Origin of the sequence: Veillonella sp. ICM51a, assembly GCF_000524355.1 — a bacterium.
In the GTDB taxonomy this organism is placed as follows: Bacteria; Bacillota; Negativicutes; order Veillonellales; family Veillonellaceae; genus Veillonella; species Veillonella atypica.
On sequence record NZ_JAPX01000050.1, the window covers coordinates 23387 to 42205 of the forward strand.

The 18819-nt window shown below is 42.2% G+C and carries 16 protein-coding genes; 15 read left to right on the forward strand and 1 reads right to left on the reverse strand.

All coding sequences use genetic code 11. The features are described 5' to 3' along the window. Nucleotides 1-3: 3 nt before the first annotated feature. From cobN to HMPREF1504_RS10485, 5 genes are all read left to right on the forward strand, one after another. Nucleotides 4-3627, forward strand: coding sequence for a cobaltochelatase subunit CobN (gene cobN / locus HMPREF1504_RS09760; RefSeq protein ID WP_038125262.1), 3624 nt, complete (start codon nt 4-6; stop codon nt 3625-3627). Nucleotide 3628: 1 nt separating this feature from the next. Continuing rightward, nucleotides 3629-4540 carry an ABC transporter substrate-binding protein gene (locus HMPREF1504_RS09765; protein WP_038125263.1) on the forward strand — a complete coding sequence of 304 codons (912 nt, stop codon included), beginning with the start codon at nt 3629-3631 and terminating at the stop codon, nt 4538-4540. A gap of 29 nt (nt 4541-4569) precedes the next feature. Further along, on the forward strand, nt 4570-6429 hold the full coding sequence (locus HMPREF1504_RS09770) for a TonB-dependent siderophore receptor (RefSeq protein WP_038125264.1): 1860 nt from the start codon (nt 4570-4572) through the stop codon (nt 6427-6429). A 166-nt stretch (nt 6430-6595) separates the two neighbouring features. Then, a complete protein-coding gene (locus HMPREF1504_RS09775) occupies nt 6596-7912 on the forward strand; it encodes a pyridoxal phosphate-dependent aminotransferase (protein ID WP_038125265.1) in 1317 nt (438 codons plus the stop codon). 3 nt (nt 7913-7915) lie between these two features. Further along, nucleotides 7916-8065, forward strand: coding sequence for a hypothetical protein (locus HMPREF1504_RS10485; protein WP_005376489.1), 150 nt, complete (start codon nt 7916-7918; stop codon nt 8063-8065). Nucleotides 8066-8152: 87 nt separating this feature from the next. Here HMPREF1504_RS10485 and HMPREF1504_RS09780 read toward each other — a convergent pair whose 3' ends face one another. Next, a complete protein-coding gene (locus HMPREF1504_RS09780; protein WP_005376460.1) occupies nt 8153-8614 on the reverse strand; it encodes a helix-turn-helix transcriptional regulator in 462 nt (153 codons plus the stop codon). 455 nt (nt 8615-9069) lie between these two features. Between HMPREF1504_RS09780 and HMPREF1504_RS09785 the strand changes: the two genes are divergently transcribed. From HMPREF1504_RS09785 to HMPREF1504_RS09835, 10 genes are all read left to right on the forward strand, one after another. After that, nucleotides 9070-9408 (forward strand): Abi family protein, encoded by a 339-nt coding sequence (locus tag HMPREF1504_RS09785; RefSeq protein WP_038125266.1) that lies wholly within the window; start codon nt 9070-9072, stop codon nt 9406-9408. Nucleotides 9409-9705: 297 nt separating this feature from the next. After that, nucleotides 9706-11313, forward strand: a complete 1608-nt coding sequence (locus tag HMPREF1504_RS09795) for an IS1182 family transposase (protein ID WP_038125268.1) — start codon at nt 9706-9708, stop codon at nt 11311-11313. A 289-nt stretch (nt 11314-11602) separates the two neighbouring features. Next, nucleotides 11603-12910: an FAD-dependent oxidoreductase gene (locus HMPREF1504_RS09800; RefSeq protein WP_038125269.1), complete on the forward strand. Its 1308-nt coding sequence runs from the start codon at nt 11603-11605 to the stop codon at nt 12908-12910. Continuing rightward, a complete protein-coding gene (locus tag HMPREF1504_RS09805; protein ID WP_005384274.1) occupies nt 12907-13185 on the forward strand; it encodes a ferredoxin family protein in 279 nt (92 codons plus the stop codon). The genes HMPREF1504_RS09800 and HMPREF1504_RS09805 overlap by 4 nt, the downstream gene beginning before the upstream one ends. A 4-nt stretch (nt 13186-13189) precedes the next feature. Continuing rightward, nucleotides 13190-14194, forward strand: coding sequence for an electron transfer flavoprotein subunit beta/FixA family protein (locus tag HMPREF1504_RS09810; protein WP_005376408.1), 1005 nt, complete (start codon nt 13190-13192; stop codon nt 14192-14194). After that, the gene (locus HMPREF1504_RS09815; RefSeq protein ID WP_005380054.1) at nt 14194-15189 is read left to right on the forward strand and encodes an electron transfer flavoprotein subunit alpha/FixB family protein; all 996 of its coding nucleotides are present in this window, start codon (nt 14194-14196) and stop codon (nt 15187-15189) included. Before HMPREF1504_RS09810 ends, HMPREF1504_RS09815 begins: the two co-directional genes overlap by 1 nt. Nucleotides 15190-15473: 284 nt before the next feature. Then, on the forward strand, nt 15474-16250 hold the full coding sequence (locus HMPREF1504_RS09820; RefSeq protein WP_038125270.1) for a Fic family protein: 777 nt from the start codon (nt 15474-15476) through the stop codon (nt 16248-16250). Nucleotides 16251-16579: 329 nt separating this feature from the next. Further along, complete coding sequence (locus tag HMPREF1504_RS09825) at nt 16580-17338, forward strand: SDR family NAD(P)-dependent oxidoreductase (RefSeq protein WP_038125271.1); 759 nt, start codon at nt 16580-16582, stop codon at nt 17336-17338. A 64-nt stretch (nt 17339-17402) separates the two neighbouring features. Continuing rightward, nucleotides 17403-18002, forward strand: a complete 600-nt coding sequence (locus tag HMPREF1504_RS09830; RefSeq protein ID WP_038125272.1) for a hypothetical protein — start codon at nt 17403-17405, stop codon at nt 18000-18002. A gap of 47 nt (nt 18003-18049) precedes the next feature. Beyond that, complete coding sequence (locus tag HMPREF1504_RS09835; RefSeq protein WP_038125273.1) at nt 18050-18634, forward strand: hypothetical protein; 585 nt, start codon at nt 18050-18052, stop codon at nt 18632-18634. The last annotated feature ends 185 nt before the right edge of the window (nt 18635-18819 follow it).

Sequence of the window (18819 nt, forward strand, 5' to 3'; positions counted from 1 at the left end):
ATCATGAGTCGTCTCATGTATATTTCTAATTTAGGAAAACAAATCCAATATATAGAACAGGCTGTTGCCACCTATCCTGAATTGATACAGGGTGAGGTGGACATCTGTAATATGAAAAAACAGCCCCTTTGGGATGAGGATTTTGAAAGCCGCCTACGTGCTGCAGATGTCGTTCTCGTAACGAATATGGGGGTTGGCTTAGATTCGCCATTTTTAGAGCGTCTAGAGCGTTGGCTGTATGCACATCATCCTAAGTATTGGATCGATGTGGTAGAGCCTAAGAAAACAGATATTCTCTATCGCAATATAGACGAAAATCAACGGAGATTTCTTGAAAGCTATCGCCGCACTAGTGGCGTCATGAACTATGTGCGCCTTATTAACGGTGCTTTCAGTACAAAACCAATCTCCGAATGGGAGGAACCTGACCACATTCCGTGGCAAGCCATCATGGGCCGCGATGGAAATATCTACAAAACCTATGATGAGTTCATGGATGCCGAAGGACATCGGGATTGGCCGTCTATCGCGGTGTATTTCTATCGCGACGAATGGATTATGGGGGATATTTATTACCAACAGGCCTTGTTTGAAGAGATTTATAAACATCAGTACAATCCGATTATCTTTTATGGGCAGTATGGCTCGAATCCTCGTGTAGGCATTCCGAATATGAAGTTGTCCATGAATCATCTCTTTGGTAAGGATGTATTCCCCTTTGATGTGCTCATAAATACTTGTAAATTCTCCTACCAGTCCTTAGGGGCGCAAACTTTGGAGGAATTAAAGTTACAGGATGTGCCTATCATTCAGGGCTATACCATATACATGGATGAGAAAACCTGGGCTGCAGACCCGCAAGGCGTGACGCCTTTGGACGTGAATTTATCTATATCACAACCTGAGCTCGATGGCGTCATTCAGGGTGGCGTCGTGGCGTGTCAAACCTTTGATGAGCGTGGTCACTATGTGTATCTACCTGTAAAAGAACGCATTGCTGCTATTGTAGAGCGGGCCATTAAATGGTCTAAATTACGACATATTCCAGTATCGGAGCGAAAGGTAGCTATTATCCTGCATAACTATCCGCCTAAAAACTCCAATATTGGTTCCGCTGCAGGACTTGATACACCTGAATCGGTACGACGACTATTACAGGTCATGCAAGACGAGGGCTATACCGTAGATACTGTGCCAGAAACGAGTGCAGAGTTGATGGATATAGTCACATCTCATATGACGAATGACAGGTCTATGCTCACTGATGAGCTCTTAGCTTCTGCAGAAGGGCGTTTGAGTAGTGATGATTACAAAGCGTATTTTGAAACGCTGCCAGCAGATACGCAAAAGTCTATGATCGAGTCTTGGGGCGCGGCGCCTGGAGATGTATTCGTCTACGATGATGAGGTTATTATCCCTGGTTTCTCCAATGGCAATCTATGGATTACGGTGCAGCCACCTCGTGGTTTTGGGGAAAATGTATCTGCTATTTATCATGACCCCTGTTTGCCACCACCGCATCAGTACTTGGCCTTCTACCATTGGGTTCGGAACGTCTTTGAAGCAGATGCAGTCATCCATGTAGGAACTCATGGCTCATTAGAATGGCTGCCTGGTAAAGGCGCTGGCCTCAGTGCTAGTTGTTATCCTGAAATAGGCATTTCTAGTTTGCCTAATATTTACCCGTACTGGACGACTATCATAGGTGAGGGGATTCAGGCAAAACGGCGTAGCTCCGCTTGTTTAGTAGGCCACTTATCGCCACCGATGACGACGGCCGGGCTCTACGATGAGTTTGAAGAATTAGAAGCCTTACTCGATGAACATAGTCATTTTGAACAGGAACATCCTGAGAGTGTATCGGATATAGAGAACGTGATTCGAGAGAAAGCCATGGCGTGTCATCTCATCGATGAAGAACAAGGCGCTACGATGGAGATGGACGATCTTATTACAGCTGTCCATGAAAAGTTAAGCGACCTAAAGCATATGCAGATGAGAAATGGCTTGCACATTTTAGGGCAGGGACCTGAAGGTGTAGAGCTAGAGGAATTTATTACCGCCATTGTACGGACGCCACAAGGGGATATTGCATCGGGTCTTGAAATCTTAGCCGAAGAATTAGGTTATGATTGGTCCTATATAGAGCAACATGCAGGGGACGTAAATGACGAGGGGATTCGTTATAGTCACATTATTGATCAAATTTGGAATGAACTGCGTGCGTTTGTAAGGTATGTGGTGAATACACCAGATTATACAGTACCAGAACGGCTAGCGCCTTTGGCCGCAGTCATTGTGCGCGAGTATATACCTAAATTAGGGCAAACAAAGAATGAGATTACATCCATTTTGCAGGGTTTGCAGGGAAAATATGTTGAACCCGGCCCTGGTGGGGCTCCTTCCAGCGGTCAAGTTGATGTATTGCCTACGGGGCGTAACTTCTATGGCCTCGATGAACGGGCATTACCCACAAAGATTGCTTATCAGCTAGGGATAGACTTGGCAGACCAAGTCATTGCTGACTATATCTTAAATGAGCAACGGTACCCTGAAACGGTAGGTATCATTCTCTGGGCTAGTAGCAACTCTAGAAGTCACGGCCAGTGTTTAGGGGAATTTCTTTATTTATTGGGCGTTCGCCCTAAATGGCAGTCCAATGGTCGCATTTCAGGCCTAGAGGTGATTCCTTTAGAAGAATTACAACGACCTCGTATCGACGTAATGGGTCGCATCAGTGGCCTCATTCGAGATATGATGCCTACTGCCATTAGTTGGCTCGACAAGGCTGTTGAACTGGTGGCAGACTTAGATGAACCACTAGAAGATAACTATGTGAAAAAGCATATTCACGATGATGTAGATTGGCTCGTGGAGCAAGGTGAGGATCCTTTGTTGGCTACTAAAAAGGCGCGACTCCGTATCTTCGGTGACCCGCCACAGGCCTATGGCACCGGTGTGGGCGCCTTGATAGAAGGCAAAAACTGGCAGTCCGTAGAAGATATTGCGCAAGTATACAGTAAGTGGAGTAGCTTTCACCTACATCAGGATATTCCACAAGATATGCGGTTATTTCAACGTCGCCTCACTACGATGGATGTGACCATTAAGAATGAAGATAATCGGGAAACTCATATTTTGAGTGCTGACGATTATTATAGCTATCATGGTGGTCTCATTGCAGCAGTGCGGACTGCAAAGGGCAGTGCGCCTCGCGCCTATGTGGGGGATAGCACCGACCGTAGTCGCGTTGTGATGCGGTCCTTGTCGGATGAGCTGCGCCGCGTTGTGCAAGGAGAAACACAAAACCCGAAATTCATTCAAGCTATGATGAATCATGGTTACAAAGGTGCATCGGATATGTCCAATGTGGTATCCCATAGCTTTGGCTGGGATGCGACGAGCGATATAGTGCCCGATTGGGTCTATGAAGGTTATGCTAACAAGTATGCTTTAGATACAACGGTGCAAGACTGGATGCGTGATGTAAATCCGTGGGCCTTGCAGCGCATTGCGGAAATTTTGTTAGAAGCTGCTCAACGTGGCTATTGGGATGCATCTCCAAAGATGCTAGAGAATTTGCAGTCCTTATATATTTCCATAGAAGGTGTTATAGAAGGTCATTAGTATGAAACAAAGAATATCTATTATATGTACCATAGTCATGATGGTACTTCTGGTGTTCGGCTGTGGTCCTAAACAGCTGGGAACTACGGGCGCCACACATCAGGTGACGGATGGTACCGGCACTGTTGTTACGGTGCCGACTGAACCTAAGCGCATCGTTCCTATTGCTGCTAGCACAGAGGATATCGTTTTATCTTTGGTTGATCCAAGCCGCGTAGCCGCTGTTGGTACGGTACCTAATAATGTGCCCGACGCGTCGGCTAAGGTAGAGAAACATGTGAAAGCATCTGCTGAGTCCATGCTCTCTGTACAGCCAGATTTAGTATTAGTACCCAATTGGATGTCTTCAGATGCGATTGGGGAAATGCGCAATATGCAGATTCCTGTTTATGTATATAAAACGCCTACTACGGTAAAAGAAGCAAAAGCTACTATTCATGAGATTGCCGGTCTACTACACGCCTCTGATGAATCCATGATTGCCAGCATGGATGCAGATTTGAAAACTGTAGAAGAATTGGCCAATAAGCATAGTGGAGAACGTCCTTTGGTGGCGTTTTATTCCCAATTTGGTTTAACAGGCGGCAAGGGTTCAACCTTTGATGATATGTGTAACTATTTGAAGGTAACCAATGCGGCCGCTCAAATAGGCTTAGGCCCTTTTGATAATGGGACGCGTGAGGATTTAATTAAATCGAATCCAGATATTATTTTCATCCCATCGGTGGCCTATACTTCGGATGGCACTACGCCAGCAACGGCGGAACAGCTTTACTCTGATCCAGCCTTGCAAGGTGTTAAGGCCATCGCCGATCGTCGTGTGTACCTTGTAGATTCCTCGCAGGTCATGAGTTATTCTCAATTTATGACCCGTGCAATGGTATCTATGGCACAAAATATTTATAGTATGTAATTTATAGTTTGATGTGTGTGGAGGTTTTTATGAAAGTATCAAAGAAACAACGTTTATCTCTATATGTGGGATTAGCTCTTGTATTTGGTAGCACAATTAGTGCACCTAGCGTATTAGCTGCTGATGCACAAGATTCTCATACCATTGTCGTTACTGCAACGCGTAGTGAACAACAGCTTTCACAAGTACCAGCTAGCGTAGGTGTAGTCACAGGCGATGATATCCGCGAACGTCACGCAACTAACATGAATGAAGCGATGCGTATCGTACCGGGGGTAGATATCAATACGTACGGTGGTGGTGTAGGTTACACGAATTCTAATGCGTTTCGTATCAATGGTTCCGACCAAGTACTATATTTAGTGGACGGCATCAATATGGGCGCCGCTGGCGTGAATCCACCGATGACAATTTTGAAAGATATGTCTAGCATCGACCGTATTGAAGTACAACGCGGTGCCGGTTCTACCTTATATGGTTCTGGCGCTATCGGTGGCGTAGTTAACGTTATCACTGCAAAACCTGAGGAAGGTGTTCAAACTAAGCTTCGCATGATGGGCGGCAGCAATGATTTAGAACAATACGCTCTCTTGAATGAAGGTAGTAAAAAGGATTGGTACTGGCGTGTAGGGTACCAAAAAGATATCATCGGGTCCTATAAAGATGGTCATGGCATACGCATTCCGCAACATGGCAACAGCCATACTGGTTCCTTCATGGTAGGCAATAAAATCAATGACAAAAATGATGTGAAGGTATTCTATGATACATATCGCGGTGAGGCGATGTACTCTGACCATATGGGTGCCCTTAATCACATTCGTTACGGTACAGAAGCAAGTGATTCCTTCCGTGCAGTTTGGAATAATAACATCAACAAACGTTGGAGCCATCAATTGTACGTATTAGATAATCATTATAAAACTAAATATGATGGTTATTTAACAGATATTAAGACTCGTGCGCTTGGTGACCAAGTGACGTATAAAGCGAAAGATCATACCGTAGTTGGCGGTATTGATTGGCGTCAAGATAAGGTGCTTAATATGGGTGGTGTAAAACTTACGAACACATCTTACTTCGTACAAGATGAGTGGAAGGTTGCTCCAAAATGGACTGTAATTCCAGGTGTTCGCGTTGACCATCACTCTGCATTTGGTACACATACATCTCCATCCATTAGCGTTGGCTACGATGTGAATGCTAAAACGAATGTATATGCAGCGTATAAAGAATACTTCTTGGCTCCTACACCATATCAACTCTTTGATGGCACAAATGGCAACCGCAATTTGAAACCTGAAACAGGTCATGAATGGAGCTTAGGTGTTCATCATAAATTCGGTAAAACTTGGAACAGCAATCTCAACTTCTTTAGTCGCAGTACAAAAGATAAAATTGGTTGGGTAATGACAAACCCTGCAGCGTTCTCAGGTGAATATCGCAATTTTGATACAGAAAAGGCGCATGGTATCAATGCAGATGTACGCAAACAATTAACGAAACATTTATCTGCCCGCCTCGGTTATACATATACTCATATTGATGCTACACCAACTCGCAAAGCAAATCGCGATGGTTATGTACCTAAACATGCAGTCAATGCAGGTCTCGATTACAACGATGCTAAATGGGATGCTCATTTAGATATTCGCGGTGTCATCGACCGTCCAGGTCCTGCGGCTAATATCTTCCCTCGTACAACATATTGGATTACTGATATAAGTGCTAACTATCGCGTGCGTGAAAATGTGACTGTATTTGGTCGCATCAATAACCTATTTGATACATACTATGCAGAACAATCTAGCGTTCGTTGGGGCCACGCTGGTGATTGGTGGCCAGGTCAAGGTCGCAACTTCCGCTTAGGTGTTGAAGTTACTATCTAATTTGCTGGTTAAGAATAAAAATTGATAAGGCTGTAAGCTACAATGATAAAACTATAGATTTTCTCTTGTAAAAGCACTATAATAGAATGTATCTATATATATCAATGTATGCGTATTACAGCCTTATTTTTGTGTAAGGCGTTTATTTAGAGGAGTTGGATTCTGTATGGAACTACCGGTTTTATCCCCGTATATGATGGCTCGCAAGCCGTCGGGGATCCGCATGGGGCAAATTAAATTTTTAGAACGAAAGAACCCACCTATTTTGGTTAACGGTTCTATTGGTAATGTTATGCGTCCTATGCATCCCGCCATGCAGCGCCGACTATTTACTCTAGGCGGACCAAATAGTCCTTTCAGTACAGGCATCGTGCCATATGTACCAACAACGGGGACTGATGAATGTCGTGAAGCATTCTTGCATATTTTGCGTAGCCAAGGTTTCGATACAACAGGCCTTAATGTACTTGTCACAGATGGCGCATCCATGGCGATGGAAATCATCATGCTTGGCGTTTGTGGCGGTGCAGGTGAAGAGGAACGTCCTCTACTGATGTTCAATCCGTCCTACACGAACTACGATGCGGTAGGTCATCGCATTGGTCGTAAAACGGTAACCGTAGAACGACGCCTGAACGAGAATGGCGAATTTGAATTACCATCCATTGAAACCGTGGAAAAACGCATTATAGAAACAAAACCAGGGGCATTGTTGATTATTCCTTACGACAATCCAACTGGTCAGCTATTCAGTAAGGAAACTTTGATTGAATATGCATCTTTGTGCGTAAAATATAATTTATGGATTATTTCCGACGAAGCCTATCGTGAATTGGCCTACGAAAAAGGCAAGGAAACATCTAGTATTTGGACATTGACGAATAAGGATGTACCAGGTATCGAAGGTCGTCGTATCAGTCTTGAAACGGCCTCTAAGGTTTGGAATGCTTGTGGCCTTCGCATTGGCGCCATCATTACAGACAATGCGTTGTGCTATGAAAAATCTGTTGCTGAATATACGGCGAATCTCAGTGCTAATACGCTTGGTCAATATATTTTTGGTGCCTTGGCTCATGAAAGCCACGCTGATCTTCATAACTGGTATGAGCAACAACGTGATTACTATCGCGAAATGATCTTTGAACTTCACAAGGGATTTAAAGAGGTAGAACCAGATTTCATTATTTCTAATCCAGAAGCGTCCATCTATTTCGTTATCGATGTACGCAATGTAGCAAAACCTGGCTTTGATGGCGTAGAATTTGCTGCTTGGTGTGCTGAACACGGCCGTGTGACCTTGGATGATGGCAATGACTATACATTGCTCATGGCTCCACTAAATGGATTCTACAGTGGTGCCGATAGGGAACACAATCCTGGTAAGACACAACTTCGCGTATCCTTCTGCGAAAATCCAGATCTTTTAAAATTAGCGCCTGTATTGCTATCTAAACTATTTAGAGCATACGAAGCGCAAAGGTAAAAAATGGATATAGAACTATATGCTGCATTAACAGACTCTATTGAGTATGCATTAGATGAAGCTGATTCTGCAGCAAAAGAAAGTAAAGTTAGATTCTCTGGCACCGATGTTTTTCGTCGCGTAAGGGAGAGAATCGATGGAGCAGAAAAATAAATGTAAAAGGAGCTATATTGCTGAGGATACCCTCTAGCAGTATAGCTCCTTTATTGTTCCCTATAAAGCAATGATAGGGAGTTGTGTTTAGGTATTATCTTTTTCATAGTCTAGTCCCTTAGTAGATATGCCTATGCTTTGTTGTTGATTTAGCATAGAACTATCCTCTGTTGATGGATAGGATGTGTCGTCTAAGGTTACTGTTTCCAATAATTTGTCGATATTGTCGGCTTGGATGGATACTTCTTTGTTGTACCATTCGCCAAACTCGCGGATAACTGTTTCATTGCGCCTATAATAGGTGTATTGGTCAATTTTTCGCGATTCCACAAGGTCTGCACGCTCTAACATGGTCATAAATGTAGATACAGACGATTGCGATACACCACAGCGTTTTTGAATACTCTTAACGCTAACGCTGTTTGGAAAATCGATGAGAGTTTTAGAGTGTACTTGAACACCGAATTCTTGCTCTGGGTGCTTTAGCCACAATATAATATCTAACCGATGTGGATTGGATAATGCTTTCAGAATTCTTTGCGGATCCATATGGCCTCCTTGAGGTAAATACCAGAATGTTGAGTGCCTTACTTTGACCGTGGTCTTGCATTATGCGGTCGTATTATATACGCGTCTTGCTCCGTATAGAGAATATTACTTACATTTATCATACGCTAATTTTTATGTGAAAGCTAGGAAAATTTATAAATTTTTTGAGGACGGCTGTAGGGGGATTCTAAAAGCCTCCACCGGCCAGGTCTGTTCCTTCGGAACAGGGCCAAAGTCGTCTTTTGAAAGCCCTCACCTCCCGCTAAAAACTTTATGTGCTAGAAGAGAAAGGCCTGCGTGGGACGCAGGCCGTAAAGGTAGAGTTTAGAAGAATACTCATAGTGCTTTATTTATAAATCTCATTATATATAAATAGTAAATTTATATTAAGAGGATTATAATTAAATTGTATAGTTAGTTCGTGTTTGTATAAAATGGAGAAGAGGGCGTATATTGTGAGCTATAAGTCTTTAAATGGTTTAATGCGACATTTACGAAATCAAGGTATTGATATTAGAGGAACGACCGATAAACGACTATTAAGAAATAGTGGGTATTTTCATGGATATAAAGGTTATAGATTTTTTAAACAACCTACTAACCGACTGGCGATTCAAGATTATCGTGAAGTTGAAGCGATTATTCGATATGATAGTGAGCTTAAGTCATTGTTATATAGCAAATTAATGTTTATAGAAACTGCCGTTAAAAATATTGTACTTGAAGAGGTTTTAAATTTTATACAATCTGAGCATATTAATGATATGTTTATTGAAAACATTATGTGCACCTAAAAAAGAAATCTTATTTTTTATTAAACAGTATGAAAAATTAGTAGCAGATGTAAGACAAAATGTTAATACTAGAGTAGAATATGCAATTGTTCCAGCTAATTTAAGTGGGCGTCTTAGTCAGTTGAAATTGGTTATATCTAGTTGATTGTTTTTATAAGTTGTATTATAATAATGTTAATTGCGGTATGTCTTTTCGGAGCATACTTGATGGGGCTGTAACAAAACAGCCCCTTAACTTTTTTATATTTCTAAGCAAAAAGGGTCCCGAGGGACCCTTTTCGTTGGTATAATTAAATTATGAACAAAAACCATACCAATGAATCTAATTATACCAAACTAGTAATGCCTCGCCAACTAGTTTTACCATTGGATTATGGCATTTTGATAAAAGAAACAGCGCCTGTGCGGTTACTTGATGCTGTATTGGAGGAATTAGACTATAAAGAGTTACAGCATTTGTATTCTCCTAAAGGGAGAAAATCTAAAGTTCCACCGCATATTCTGTTCAAAATTTTTGTCTATGCTATGTCCAACGGCGTGTATTCTACACGTATGATACAACAACAATGCGAAGAAAATATTAATTATATGTGGCTTCTTCAAGGCTATTCAGCCCCAAGTCATATGACTTTTCAACGATTTTTTGCACGTTGTACACTAGATATCTTAATGAATCTGTTTTCACAGATGATGGAAGCTATTAACAGACGTGATACCTTAACATTTAATGAAGTCTTTATTGATGGAACTAAACTAGAGGCTAATGCCAACAAGTACACCTTTGTCTGGCGAAAAGCAGTACAAAAAAGACTAGATACATTACCATCTAAATTAGCTATATTAAAGCAAGACATCTGGAATGAATTAGGGCTAGATACCCATTATATGAATGATGAATGTATATATACTTTCTTAGCCAAAGAAATTGAAGTACAACATATGGAACTCGTACAAGGAAAAGGCAAGCATAAAACACCATTGCAACGGTTGTATGAGCGAGCTGAAGTTCTATATGAGAAACGCAAAGAATACGAACAGCAGTTGTATATTATGGGTGAACGCAATAGTTATTCTAAAACAGATCATGATGCTACCTTTATGCGTATGAAGGAAGACCATATGCGTAATGGACAGCTTAAACCTGCCTACAATGTACAATTAGCTGTTCATTCTGAATATATTATGGGAGTTGGTGTATTCGCTAAGCCCAACGATACGAATACGTTAATTCCATTTGTACAGCAATTAGAACAGATCCATAGTCGCCGATTCACATATGTGGTGGCTGATGCTGGTTATGATAGCCATGAGAACTTAACTTGGTTAAAAAACAACCAGTACCTATCTTGTATAAAACCACAATATTATGAAAAGGCAAAAACTAGAGCTTGGGCTAAAGATATTAGTAAAGCTCGTAATATGGAATATATACCAGAAGAAGATGCATTTATATGTGCAAAAGGCCGTAAATTAAAATATGCTTTAACTCGTAATGCTAAAAACAAAACCGGATTTATATCTGAGCGAAAGGTATATGTCTGCGAATCTTGTAACCGATGTGGATACAAGAAGGAATGCCAACGGTATATGAAACCAACAACAGTAAATCCAGTAAAACGAATTGAAATTACACCTGCATATGATGCTGTATTGGCAGAAAACCAAGACAGACTGCTTAGTGATACAGGCATTCAATTACGAATTAACCGTTCCATTCAAGTTGAAGGCGCATTTGGTGTGTTAAAACAAGATCTTGGGTTTAGACGATTTTTACACCGTGGCAGTGGAAAAGTGCATAAGATGTTATATCTACTGGCTATGGGATTCAATATTGAAAAATTACATAACAGAATACAAGCAGGACGCGTTAACACAACATTATTTACTGCAAAAGAAACTGCTTAAACTAAGAAATTTTTAAATAGGCCTAAAGGTCTATTTAGGTGCGCCTAAAAACAAAAAATACCAAGAGAACATAGGATTTTACAAATCTAATTTTCTTGGTATTTCTTATATTTTAAAGGGACTGCAACTAGAATGCGGTAAAACCGCATTCTGTTACAGCCCCATTTTTTATTTCTTATAAAATTTTCATGTACATGTGGTATGTTAAAAAGGTATTTTCAATCTGTATCGTGAATATATAATATATAGACTTATGTAAGTTAGGCTTTCATAAAAAGGAGCTGAGTATATGGCAATAGATCGAAATGAGAGATTTGACGTTATCGTCGTGGGGGCAGGGCCGGCGGGTGCTGCAGCGGCGTTACGTTTGGCGGAGCAGCGTGTGAAGGTGTTGGTCATTGAGCGCGGGATGGCGCCAGGTGCAAAGAATATGATGGGTGGTCGTATTTATACGCATTCTCTAGAGAAATTGATACCGGATTTTAGGAATCGTGCGCCTCTTGAAAGAAAGGTGACGAAGGAACGTATTTCCATCGGTGCTGGCAATGAGATGACGACCATCGAATATAGTTACCAAGATGTGAAAGAAAATGAAGAATCCTATGTTGTGTTGCGTGCTAAATTCGATAAATGGCTGGCCGAAGAGGCTGAGAAGAAAGGGGCTTTGCTCGTTTCTAATGTGCAGGTAACGGAACTCATCACCGAAGGGGAAGGTAAAAAACGTCGCGTTGTAGGTGTACGTTGTCACGATGACGAGGTGTATGCAAAGCTTGTTATCATCGCAGAAGGTGCTAATACAGTGCTCTTAGAAGAGGCTGATTTAACTGACCCGACCGATCCTAAGACGATGGCTGTGGGTGTGAAAGAGGTATATAAATTCAAAAAAGAGGACCTCGAGAATCGCCTTATGTTATCTAGTGATGAAGGCATGGCATGGCTCACGTTGGGCGATATGACAGATGGTCTACTAGGCGGCGGCTTTATATATACGAACAAGGACAGCCTTTCCGTAGGCATGGTAGTAGGCCTTGAGGACATCGGCTTGGCAGATAAATCAGTTGACGAAATGTTGGAGGCTTTCACCAGTCATCCTAGAATTGCACCGCTTTTGAAAAATGATCAATTAAAGGAACACAGCGCGCATCTTGTGCCTGAAGGCGGTTATAAAGCGATGCCAAAATTGGGCGGCAAGGGTTACATCGTTGTTGGCGATGCGGCGCGGATGTGCATGAATCTTGGATACACGATTCGTGGTATGGATCTGGCTATCGAGTCCGGCATGTGCGCAGCTGAGGCGGTCAATGTGGCGCTACGCGACGAAAATATGGATCGCGTTACTAAATTGTACGAAAAACAAATCAAGGCGTCTTGGTTGCGTCGCGATATGAAATTGTATAAAAATATGCCGAAATTCTTGGCCTCTAATCCGCGTATTTTTAATGAGTATCCTGCATTTGTAAACAATCTTATGCGTGATGTATTCACCGTAAATGGTGACGGTGCGGTGCCATTGATGAAAAAATTGTTACGCCGCGTCAAGGATGTAGGCCTATTCAGATTGATTCGTGATGCATGGAAAGGGGGGCGTTCCCTATGAAATTAGAAGAGCGTTTGGGCGCGAATAAATATTATGTAGATGAAACGTGTCCTCACATCATTATTGATGGTGAAAGCGTAAGCCGCGAAGAGGCGATGAAGCTCGTGAATGGTTGTCCTGCAGGTTTATACACATTGCAAGAGGACGGCACGCTTGCTTTTGATTTTGCAGGTTGTCTCGAATGTGGCACATGTCGCGTATTATGTGGACACAGTGTTGTTAAGACTTGGAAATATCCTCGTAACGCCAAGGGCGTAGAGTTTAGACAGGGGTGAGTGCATGGAATTATTAGTCTGTATAAAACAAGTACCGGATACGTCGGAAATTAAACTAGATCCGGAAACAAATAATCTCATCCGTACAGGTCTGCCTAGTATTGTAAACCCTTACGACATGCACGCGCTTGAGGCGGCTTTGACTGTGAAAGACCAAATTGAAGGCAGTCGCGTTACGGTTGTGACCATGGGCCCTCCACAAGCCGAAGAGGCATTGCGTCAATGCTTGGCGTTAGGCGCTGATGATGCGGTGCTTGTAACAGATCGTGCCTTTGGTGGTGCCGATACATTGGCTACAAGTTATACGATTGCATCCGCTATTCGTCATATTCAACGAACCATGAACCGTCAATTCCAACTCATTTTCTGCGGTAAACAAGCTATCGATGGCGATACAGCACAGGTGGGTCCTCAAATCGCAGAGGAACTCGGTATGGCGCAAGCTACCTATGCTTGTGAATTTTCCGTAGACCAAGCCTCTCAAAAGGCGATTGTAAAGCGGGAGCACGAGAATGGTTATGAAGTGATTGAAGCTCCGTTGCCATTGCTTGTGACGACGACAGCCGAACTTAACGAGCCCCGTCAACCTGGCCTTTGGAGCTCCATTTACGCGAAACGATATACTATTAATCATATTACCTTACGTGATATGCCTCATATTGATGAAAGCCGCATTGGCCTTACCGGTTCCCCAACACGGGTACGCAAGGTATACCAACCACCGCTTCGTGGCAAGGTAGAAATGCTTTCATCCGTCGACGAAGGCGCTAAAAAGGTGCTTGAATTGGCGTACCACATCAAGCCTGAAAAGTTCGCACACCTTTTGGTGCCAAATGACACACCGGTTGTAGAGGCGCAAGACGATGAGGGCATTGACGTAAATGACCCAGTACAGCGAGCTGCGTCTGTTGAAAGCGTGGTGCCTAGCGAACCTAAGGCGGTAGATCCAAATACATTTGCAGCAGAGGCCGCTAAAGCTGATGCTGTTTCCGAAGGAGGTGACCGATAATGACAAATTTTGATGAATACAGAGACGTTTTTGTCGTAGCTGATACCATCGATGATGTAGTGCATCCAGTTACGTATGAACTTATCGGTCAAGCCCGCCGCATCGCCAAGGAACTGGGTCAGCTCGTGCAAGTCATGCTCCTCGGTGAAAACGTACAAGCTGAGGCAGAGGAACTTGTGGCTCATGGCGCCGATATTGTTCACGTTTTTGAAAGTCCCCTCTTGAAATACTATACAACAGATGGCTATACAAAGGTATTGACGGATTTCTTTGAAGACCATAAACCGAATATCCTTTTAATTGGTGCCACCAATAATGGCCGTGACCTAGCACCGCGCATGTCTGGTCGCATGCAAAATGGCGTTGTAGCAGATTGCACTATCCTAACCGTAGATACAGAAGAAGGCCTTGTAGAATGGACCCGTCCTGCTTTAGGTGGCAATATCTTGGCTGAAATTATTTCGCCAAACCATCGTCCACAAATGGGCTCTGTTCGGCCTAATGTATTCAAAAAACCTGAGCGCATTGCGGACAGTTGGGGCCGTATCCAACTTGAACAATTTGACCTCAAGTCCGAAGACATTCGCACCAAACGACTAGATTTTATTCCATTCAGCAAGTCTGGTTATAATATCCAAGAAGCGGATATCATCGTAGCTGGCGGTCGTGGTATGGGTTCAAAGGAAAACTTTGATAAACTCTACGAACTCGCTGATGCTATCGGCGGCGTTGTAGGCGCTACCCGTCCACTCGTTGAAAAAGGCTGGATTGAATTGCCATACCAAGTAGGCCAAACAGGTAAAACCGTAAGCCCTAAACTATACTTGGCATTTGGTATCTCTGGCGCTATCCAACACGTAAGCGGCATCTCTGGTGCCGATACAATCGTGGCCATTAACAACGATCCGAAAGCGGAAATATTCCAACACGCGAACTATGGGATTGTTGGGGATTGTATGGAAGTTCTCAACGATATGTTGGCGCATTTAAAATAGAACATAAAAAGATTGGGCCCTTAGCTTAATTGCCGTAGTAGAAAGGACCCCTTCCAAAAAACTCCACCGGCCGGGTCTGACTCCGGCCGGCGGCCTCCGCAGGGCCAAAGTCGTTTTTTGAAAGGGGTTCTTTCTCCTCTCTACAGTCAATACAGCCATAGGCCCAATCTTTTTATGTTTCCCCTTAAATTAGTGCCAACATATTCGTTGGAATAATACAAGTAGAAATATGGTAAAATGGTGTTATACATATCATAGTTGAATGGACGTAGGGAGGTGATGTTGTGACTGCTGATAGTAATGGTTATGTAGGTTTTGATTTGGCATTGTTTATTGCTGAGAAGTTGCGGGCTCAGTTTGTGTTTGATATGGCTCAGATGGAGGGTAACACGGCAACGTATCCGCAGGTTGAGACGATTGTGTGTGGTACTTCTGTGGCGGGGCTCAGTGTAAGTGAGACTCGACAGATAGATAATATTAATCGTGGCTGGCAAGCCTTGATAGAGGATTTGCGGTTAAAACGATTTCAGATTAATAAGTTAGTGACTATCGAATATAATAAGTTGGTTTCTGAAAGTGAGAACCGCCTAGGATTTGGTGGATTTCGCAATGCACCAGTAGCTATAGGTGGTACAAGTTATACACCGCCTAATCCTTTGGATTTAAATTCCTGTTGGGACGAATTAATAGCTAGGTGCCAAGAGCTAGAGGATAATCCGTTGGAACAATCGCTTCTATTATATGCCGAGATGGCTCGTAACCAGTTCTTTGGCGATGGCAATAAACGAACCGCTCTGCTCATGATGAATGGAAACCTTATTCAGAATGGATTATGCCCAATTACGATAACGAAATCTCGCGAAGTAGAATATCGGACCGCTTTAATTGGATATTATGAAAGCCCTGAGCAACATCGCATTCAATTCTTCGATTTCCTAAAACAAGAACAACAAACCATGCTAAAACGCTGGGGCTATGAAATCCAAGATATAAATGAAACCGAACTTGGTAAAACAATCGATACAAATCCAAAAGAAGGATCCACAAAACATAAATTATAATTAAGGTCCTGAATTACTATTTTTTCTTTATTCCTGTAACGAAAATATTTGCGGGAAATAAGGATAACGTATTTAAAACAGGTCCTGATGGGCTTCCAAAACCGACTTTGGCCCTACCGTAGAGAGGACACAATCTGATAGAGGTCCTGAATTACTTTCTTTTTCTTTGTTTAGTAATGAAAATCTTTGTGTTTCATTATGTAATTCAGGACCGATGTATTTAAAGTATGTGATGATAGGGGCGGGAAAAAGACTTCGGGTCCCGCTTGCGCGATAGCGTGTCTTTTTTCCGCCCCTGTCATCACTGTTAAATAGAAGGAGGAATACATATGAACCGCAAAATTTTCGTTACAGGTGCTACTTCTGGTATCGGCCTTGAGTGTGCCCGAGCTTTCGCTCAAGATGGAGATAATGTATTGATTGCTGGTCGTCGTGCAGATCGCTTGGCGGCGATTAAGGAGGATTTTGAACAGCAATATGGCGTTCGTGTAGATACGCTCGTTCTCGATGTGAGCAAACGCGAAGATGTAGAGTCTAAGGTAAAACCAGCTATCGAGGCTTTTGGTGGCGTCGATGTACTCGTTAATAATGCGGGTCTTGCACAAGGGCTTGATCCTTTCCAAGATAGTGCTGTTGATGATGCGGTAACAATGATTAATACGAATGTATTAGGCCTTCTTTATGTGACTAAGGCTGTATTGCCGTTCATGATGGCTCAAAATAGTGGCCATATTGTGAACATGGGCTCTACTGCTGGAATTTATGCGTACCCAGGCGGCGCTGTGTACTGTGCTACAAAGGCAGCTGTCAAAATGTTGGCCGATGGCATTCGTATGGATACCATAGCTACAGATATTAAGGTGACTACCATTCAACCAGGTATTGTAGAAACGCCATTCAGTGAAGTTCGCTTTCACGGAGATGCTGAAAGAGCAGCTTCCGTTTATGCTGGCATTGAGGCGGTTCAACCAGAGGATGTGGCCGATGTAGTACTATATGTAACAAACCAACCTAAACGCTTGCAAATCTCTGATGTAACCATCATGGCTAACCAACAAGCAGCAGGTTTTATGGTACATAAGAAATAATAGGCTAAATACTAAGCTTTTTAAAATGATATAGGCAGTATTCTTGTTTTTGGAGATTGTTGTTATGACAACAAAGATAAAGACATTACTAGTGACTTCTTTAGCATGTGCAGCTATTGGTTTCTATAGCATTACTAGTGCTCACGAGCCATCTGTTGGGGATCGTTCTGTGCCTATGACTGGTGGAATCTCAGTTGAACCTACGGAACCAAATTTTATTATGCCGAGTCCTGTACATGTGTTCACCACAGTTAAAGAAGCGGCGGAGTATATGAATATTACACCACAGATGCCAAAGTTGTTACCTGTAGGCTTTAATATTCAATCTGTCATCACTTTAGAGAAAGATATATTACAAGTTGTATATGTCTACAAATTTGGTGCGGAGCCATGTTATAATCAAGATGGAGGCGCATATATTATATATCGTTCATCTAAGTTAACTGGTGATATCAGAGGTGACCATAAAATTCATAAGGTGATAGAAACTGAACGTGTAGACGGTATGAAGGTTACTTTTAAAGGCAGTGACAAAATGGTTTATCTTGCATCGTGGATGAAAGATGGACAAAATCACTCCTTAGATTTTTATCGCCCCGTTACACGAGATGTGGCGAAGGCTATTATCCGTAATATTGTTGAGGAAAAATCACATGAAAAATAAATGTGTTTTTAATAATTTTTTTTATTGACCGAAGGGAGATTATACCCATGATTAAAAAATTTGTATTAATGGCAGTTGCGTGTGCTTGTGTAGGTTCTTACACTGTTGCTGGTGCACAAGGTACTTTTGATGTAAAACCAGATCCAGCTAAACCTGTAGTTGCAGAACAGGCAGCGTCTATGGTTGGCATGCCAAGCCCAATTCATGAATTCGCCACTATTGATGAAGCTGCTAAATACATGAATATTATGCCTCATCTACCTAAAGTATTACCTGTAGGTTATAATATTGAGTCTGTAAGCACAATCAATAAAGATGTTTTGCAAGTTGTGTATGTTTACCAAGCTGGTGAAGATACAACGCGGAACCAAGCGGCAGGCAAACGTATTGTGTATCGTGTAGGTACTACAAAAGGTGATATCAGTGGTAATTATAACGATTATCGCGTTACAGCTACAGAAAAGGTAAACGGTACAAAGGTTACTTTCAAAGGTGGCGAAAAAATGGTATACCTCGCTGGTTGGACAAAAGATGGTCAAAACCATGCGATGTACTTTGAACGTCCTGTAAATCGAGATATGGCAAAAGCGATCATTGCTAATACAGTTGCACCAAAATCACATATGAAATAATACAGCCTGATACAAACTATTCTTGATGGAATGGCATGCGATCTACAGTGCAGTACTCGCATGAAATGTAAGGGTTTTATATAAACAGCTCCTCGTATGAGGGGCTGTTTTTGTTGGTATGCAAAACTTTCATAATGATAACGATTCTAAATACCTGTATGGGTATATCTATCTAAGTATTACAT

Coding starts and splice junctions, on each gene's coding strand:
- HMPREF1504_RS10485 (WP_005376489.1), top strand. CDS start 7,916: ATGGATATAGAACTATATGCTGCATTAACAGACTCTATTGAGTATGCA.
- HMPREF1504_RS09805 (WP_005384274.1), top strand. CDS start 12,907: ATGAAATTAGAAGAGCGTTTGGGCGCGAATAAATATTATGTAGATGAA.
- HMPREF1504_RS09765 (WP_038125263.1), top strand. CDS start 3,629: ATGAAACAAAGAATATCTATTATATGTACCATAGTCATGATGGTACTT.
- HMPREF1504_RS09835 (WP_038125273.1), top strand. CDS start 18,050: ATGATTAAAAAATTTGTATTAATGGCAGTTGCGTGTGCTTGTGTAGGT.
- HMPREF1504_RS09825 (WP_038125271.1), top strand. CDS start 16,580: ATGAACCGCAAAATTTTCGTTACAGGTGCTACTTCTGGTATCGGCCTT.
- cobN (WP_038125262.1), top strand. CDS start 4: ATGAGTCGTCTCATGTATATTTCTAATTTAGGAAAACAAATCCAATAT.
- HMPREF1504_RS09795 (WP_038125268.1), top strand. CDS start 9,706: ATGAACAAAAACCATACCAATGAATCTAATTATACCAAACTAGTAATG.
- HMPREF1504_RS09775 (WP_038125265.1), top strand. CDS start 6,596: ATGGAACTACCGGTTTTATCCCCGTATATGATGGCTCGCAAGCCGTCG.
- HMPREF1504_RS09815 (WP_005380054.1), top strand. CDS start 14,194: ATGACAAATTTTGATGAATACAGAGACGTTTTTGTCGTAGCTGATACC.
- HMPREF1504_RS09810 (WP_005376408.1), top strand. CDS start 13,190: ATGGAATTATTAGTCTGTATAAAACAAGTACCGGATACGTCGGAAATT.
- HMPREF1504_RS09830 (WP_038125272.1), top strand. CDS start 17,403: ATGACAACAAAGATAAAGACATTACTAGTGACTTCTTTAGCATGTGCA.
- HMPREF1504_RS09770 (WP_038125264.1), top strand. CDS start 4,570: ATGAAAGTATCAAAGAAACAACGTTTATCTCTATATGTGGGATTAGCT.
- HMPREF1504_RS09800 (WP_038125269.1), top strand. CDS start 11,603: ATGGCAATAGATCGAAATGAGAGATTTGACGTTATCGTCGTGGGGGCA.
- HMPREF1504_RS09780 (WP_005376460.1), bottom strand. CDS start 8,614: ATGGATCCGCAAAGAATTCTGAAAGCATTATCCAATCCACATCGGTTA.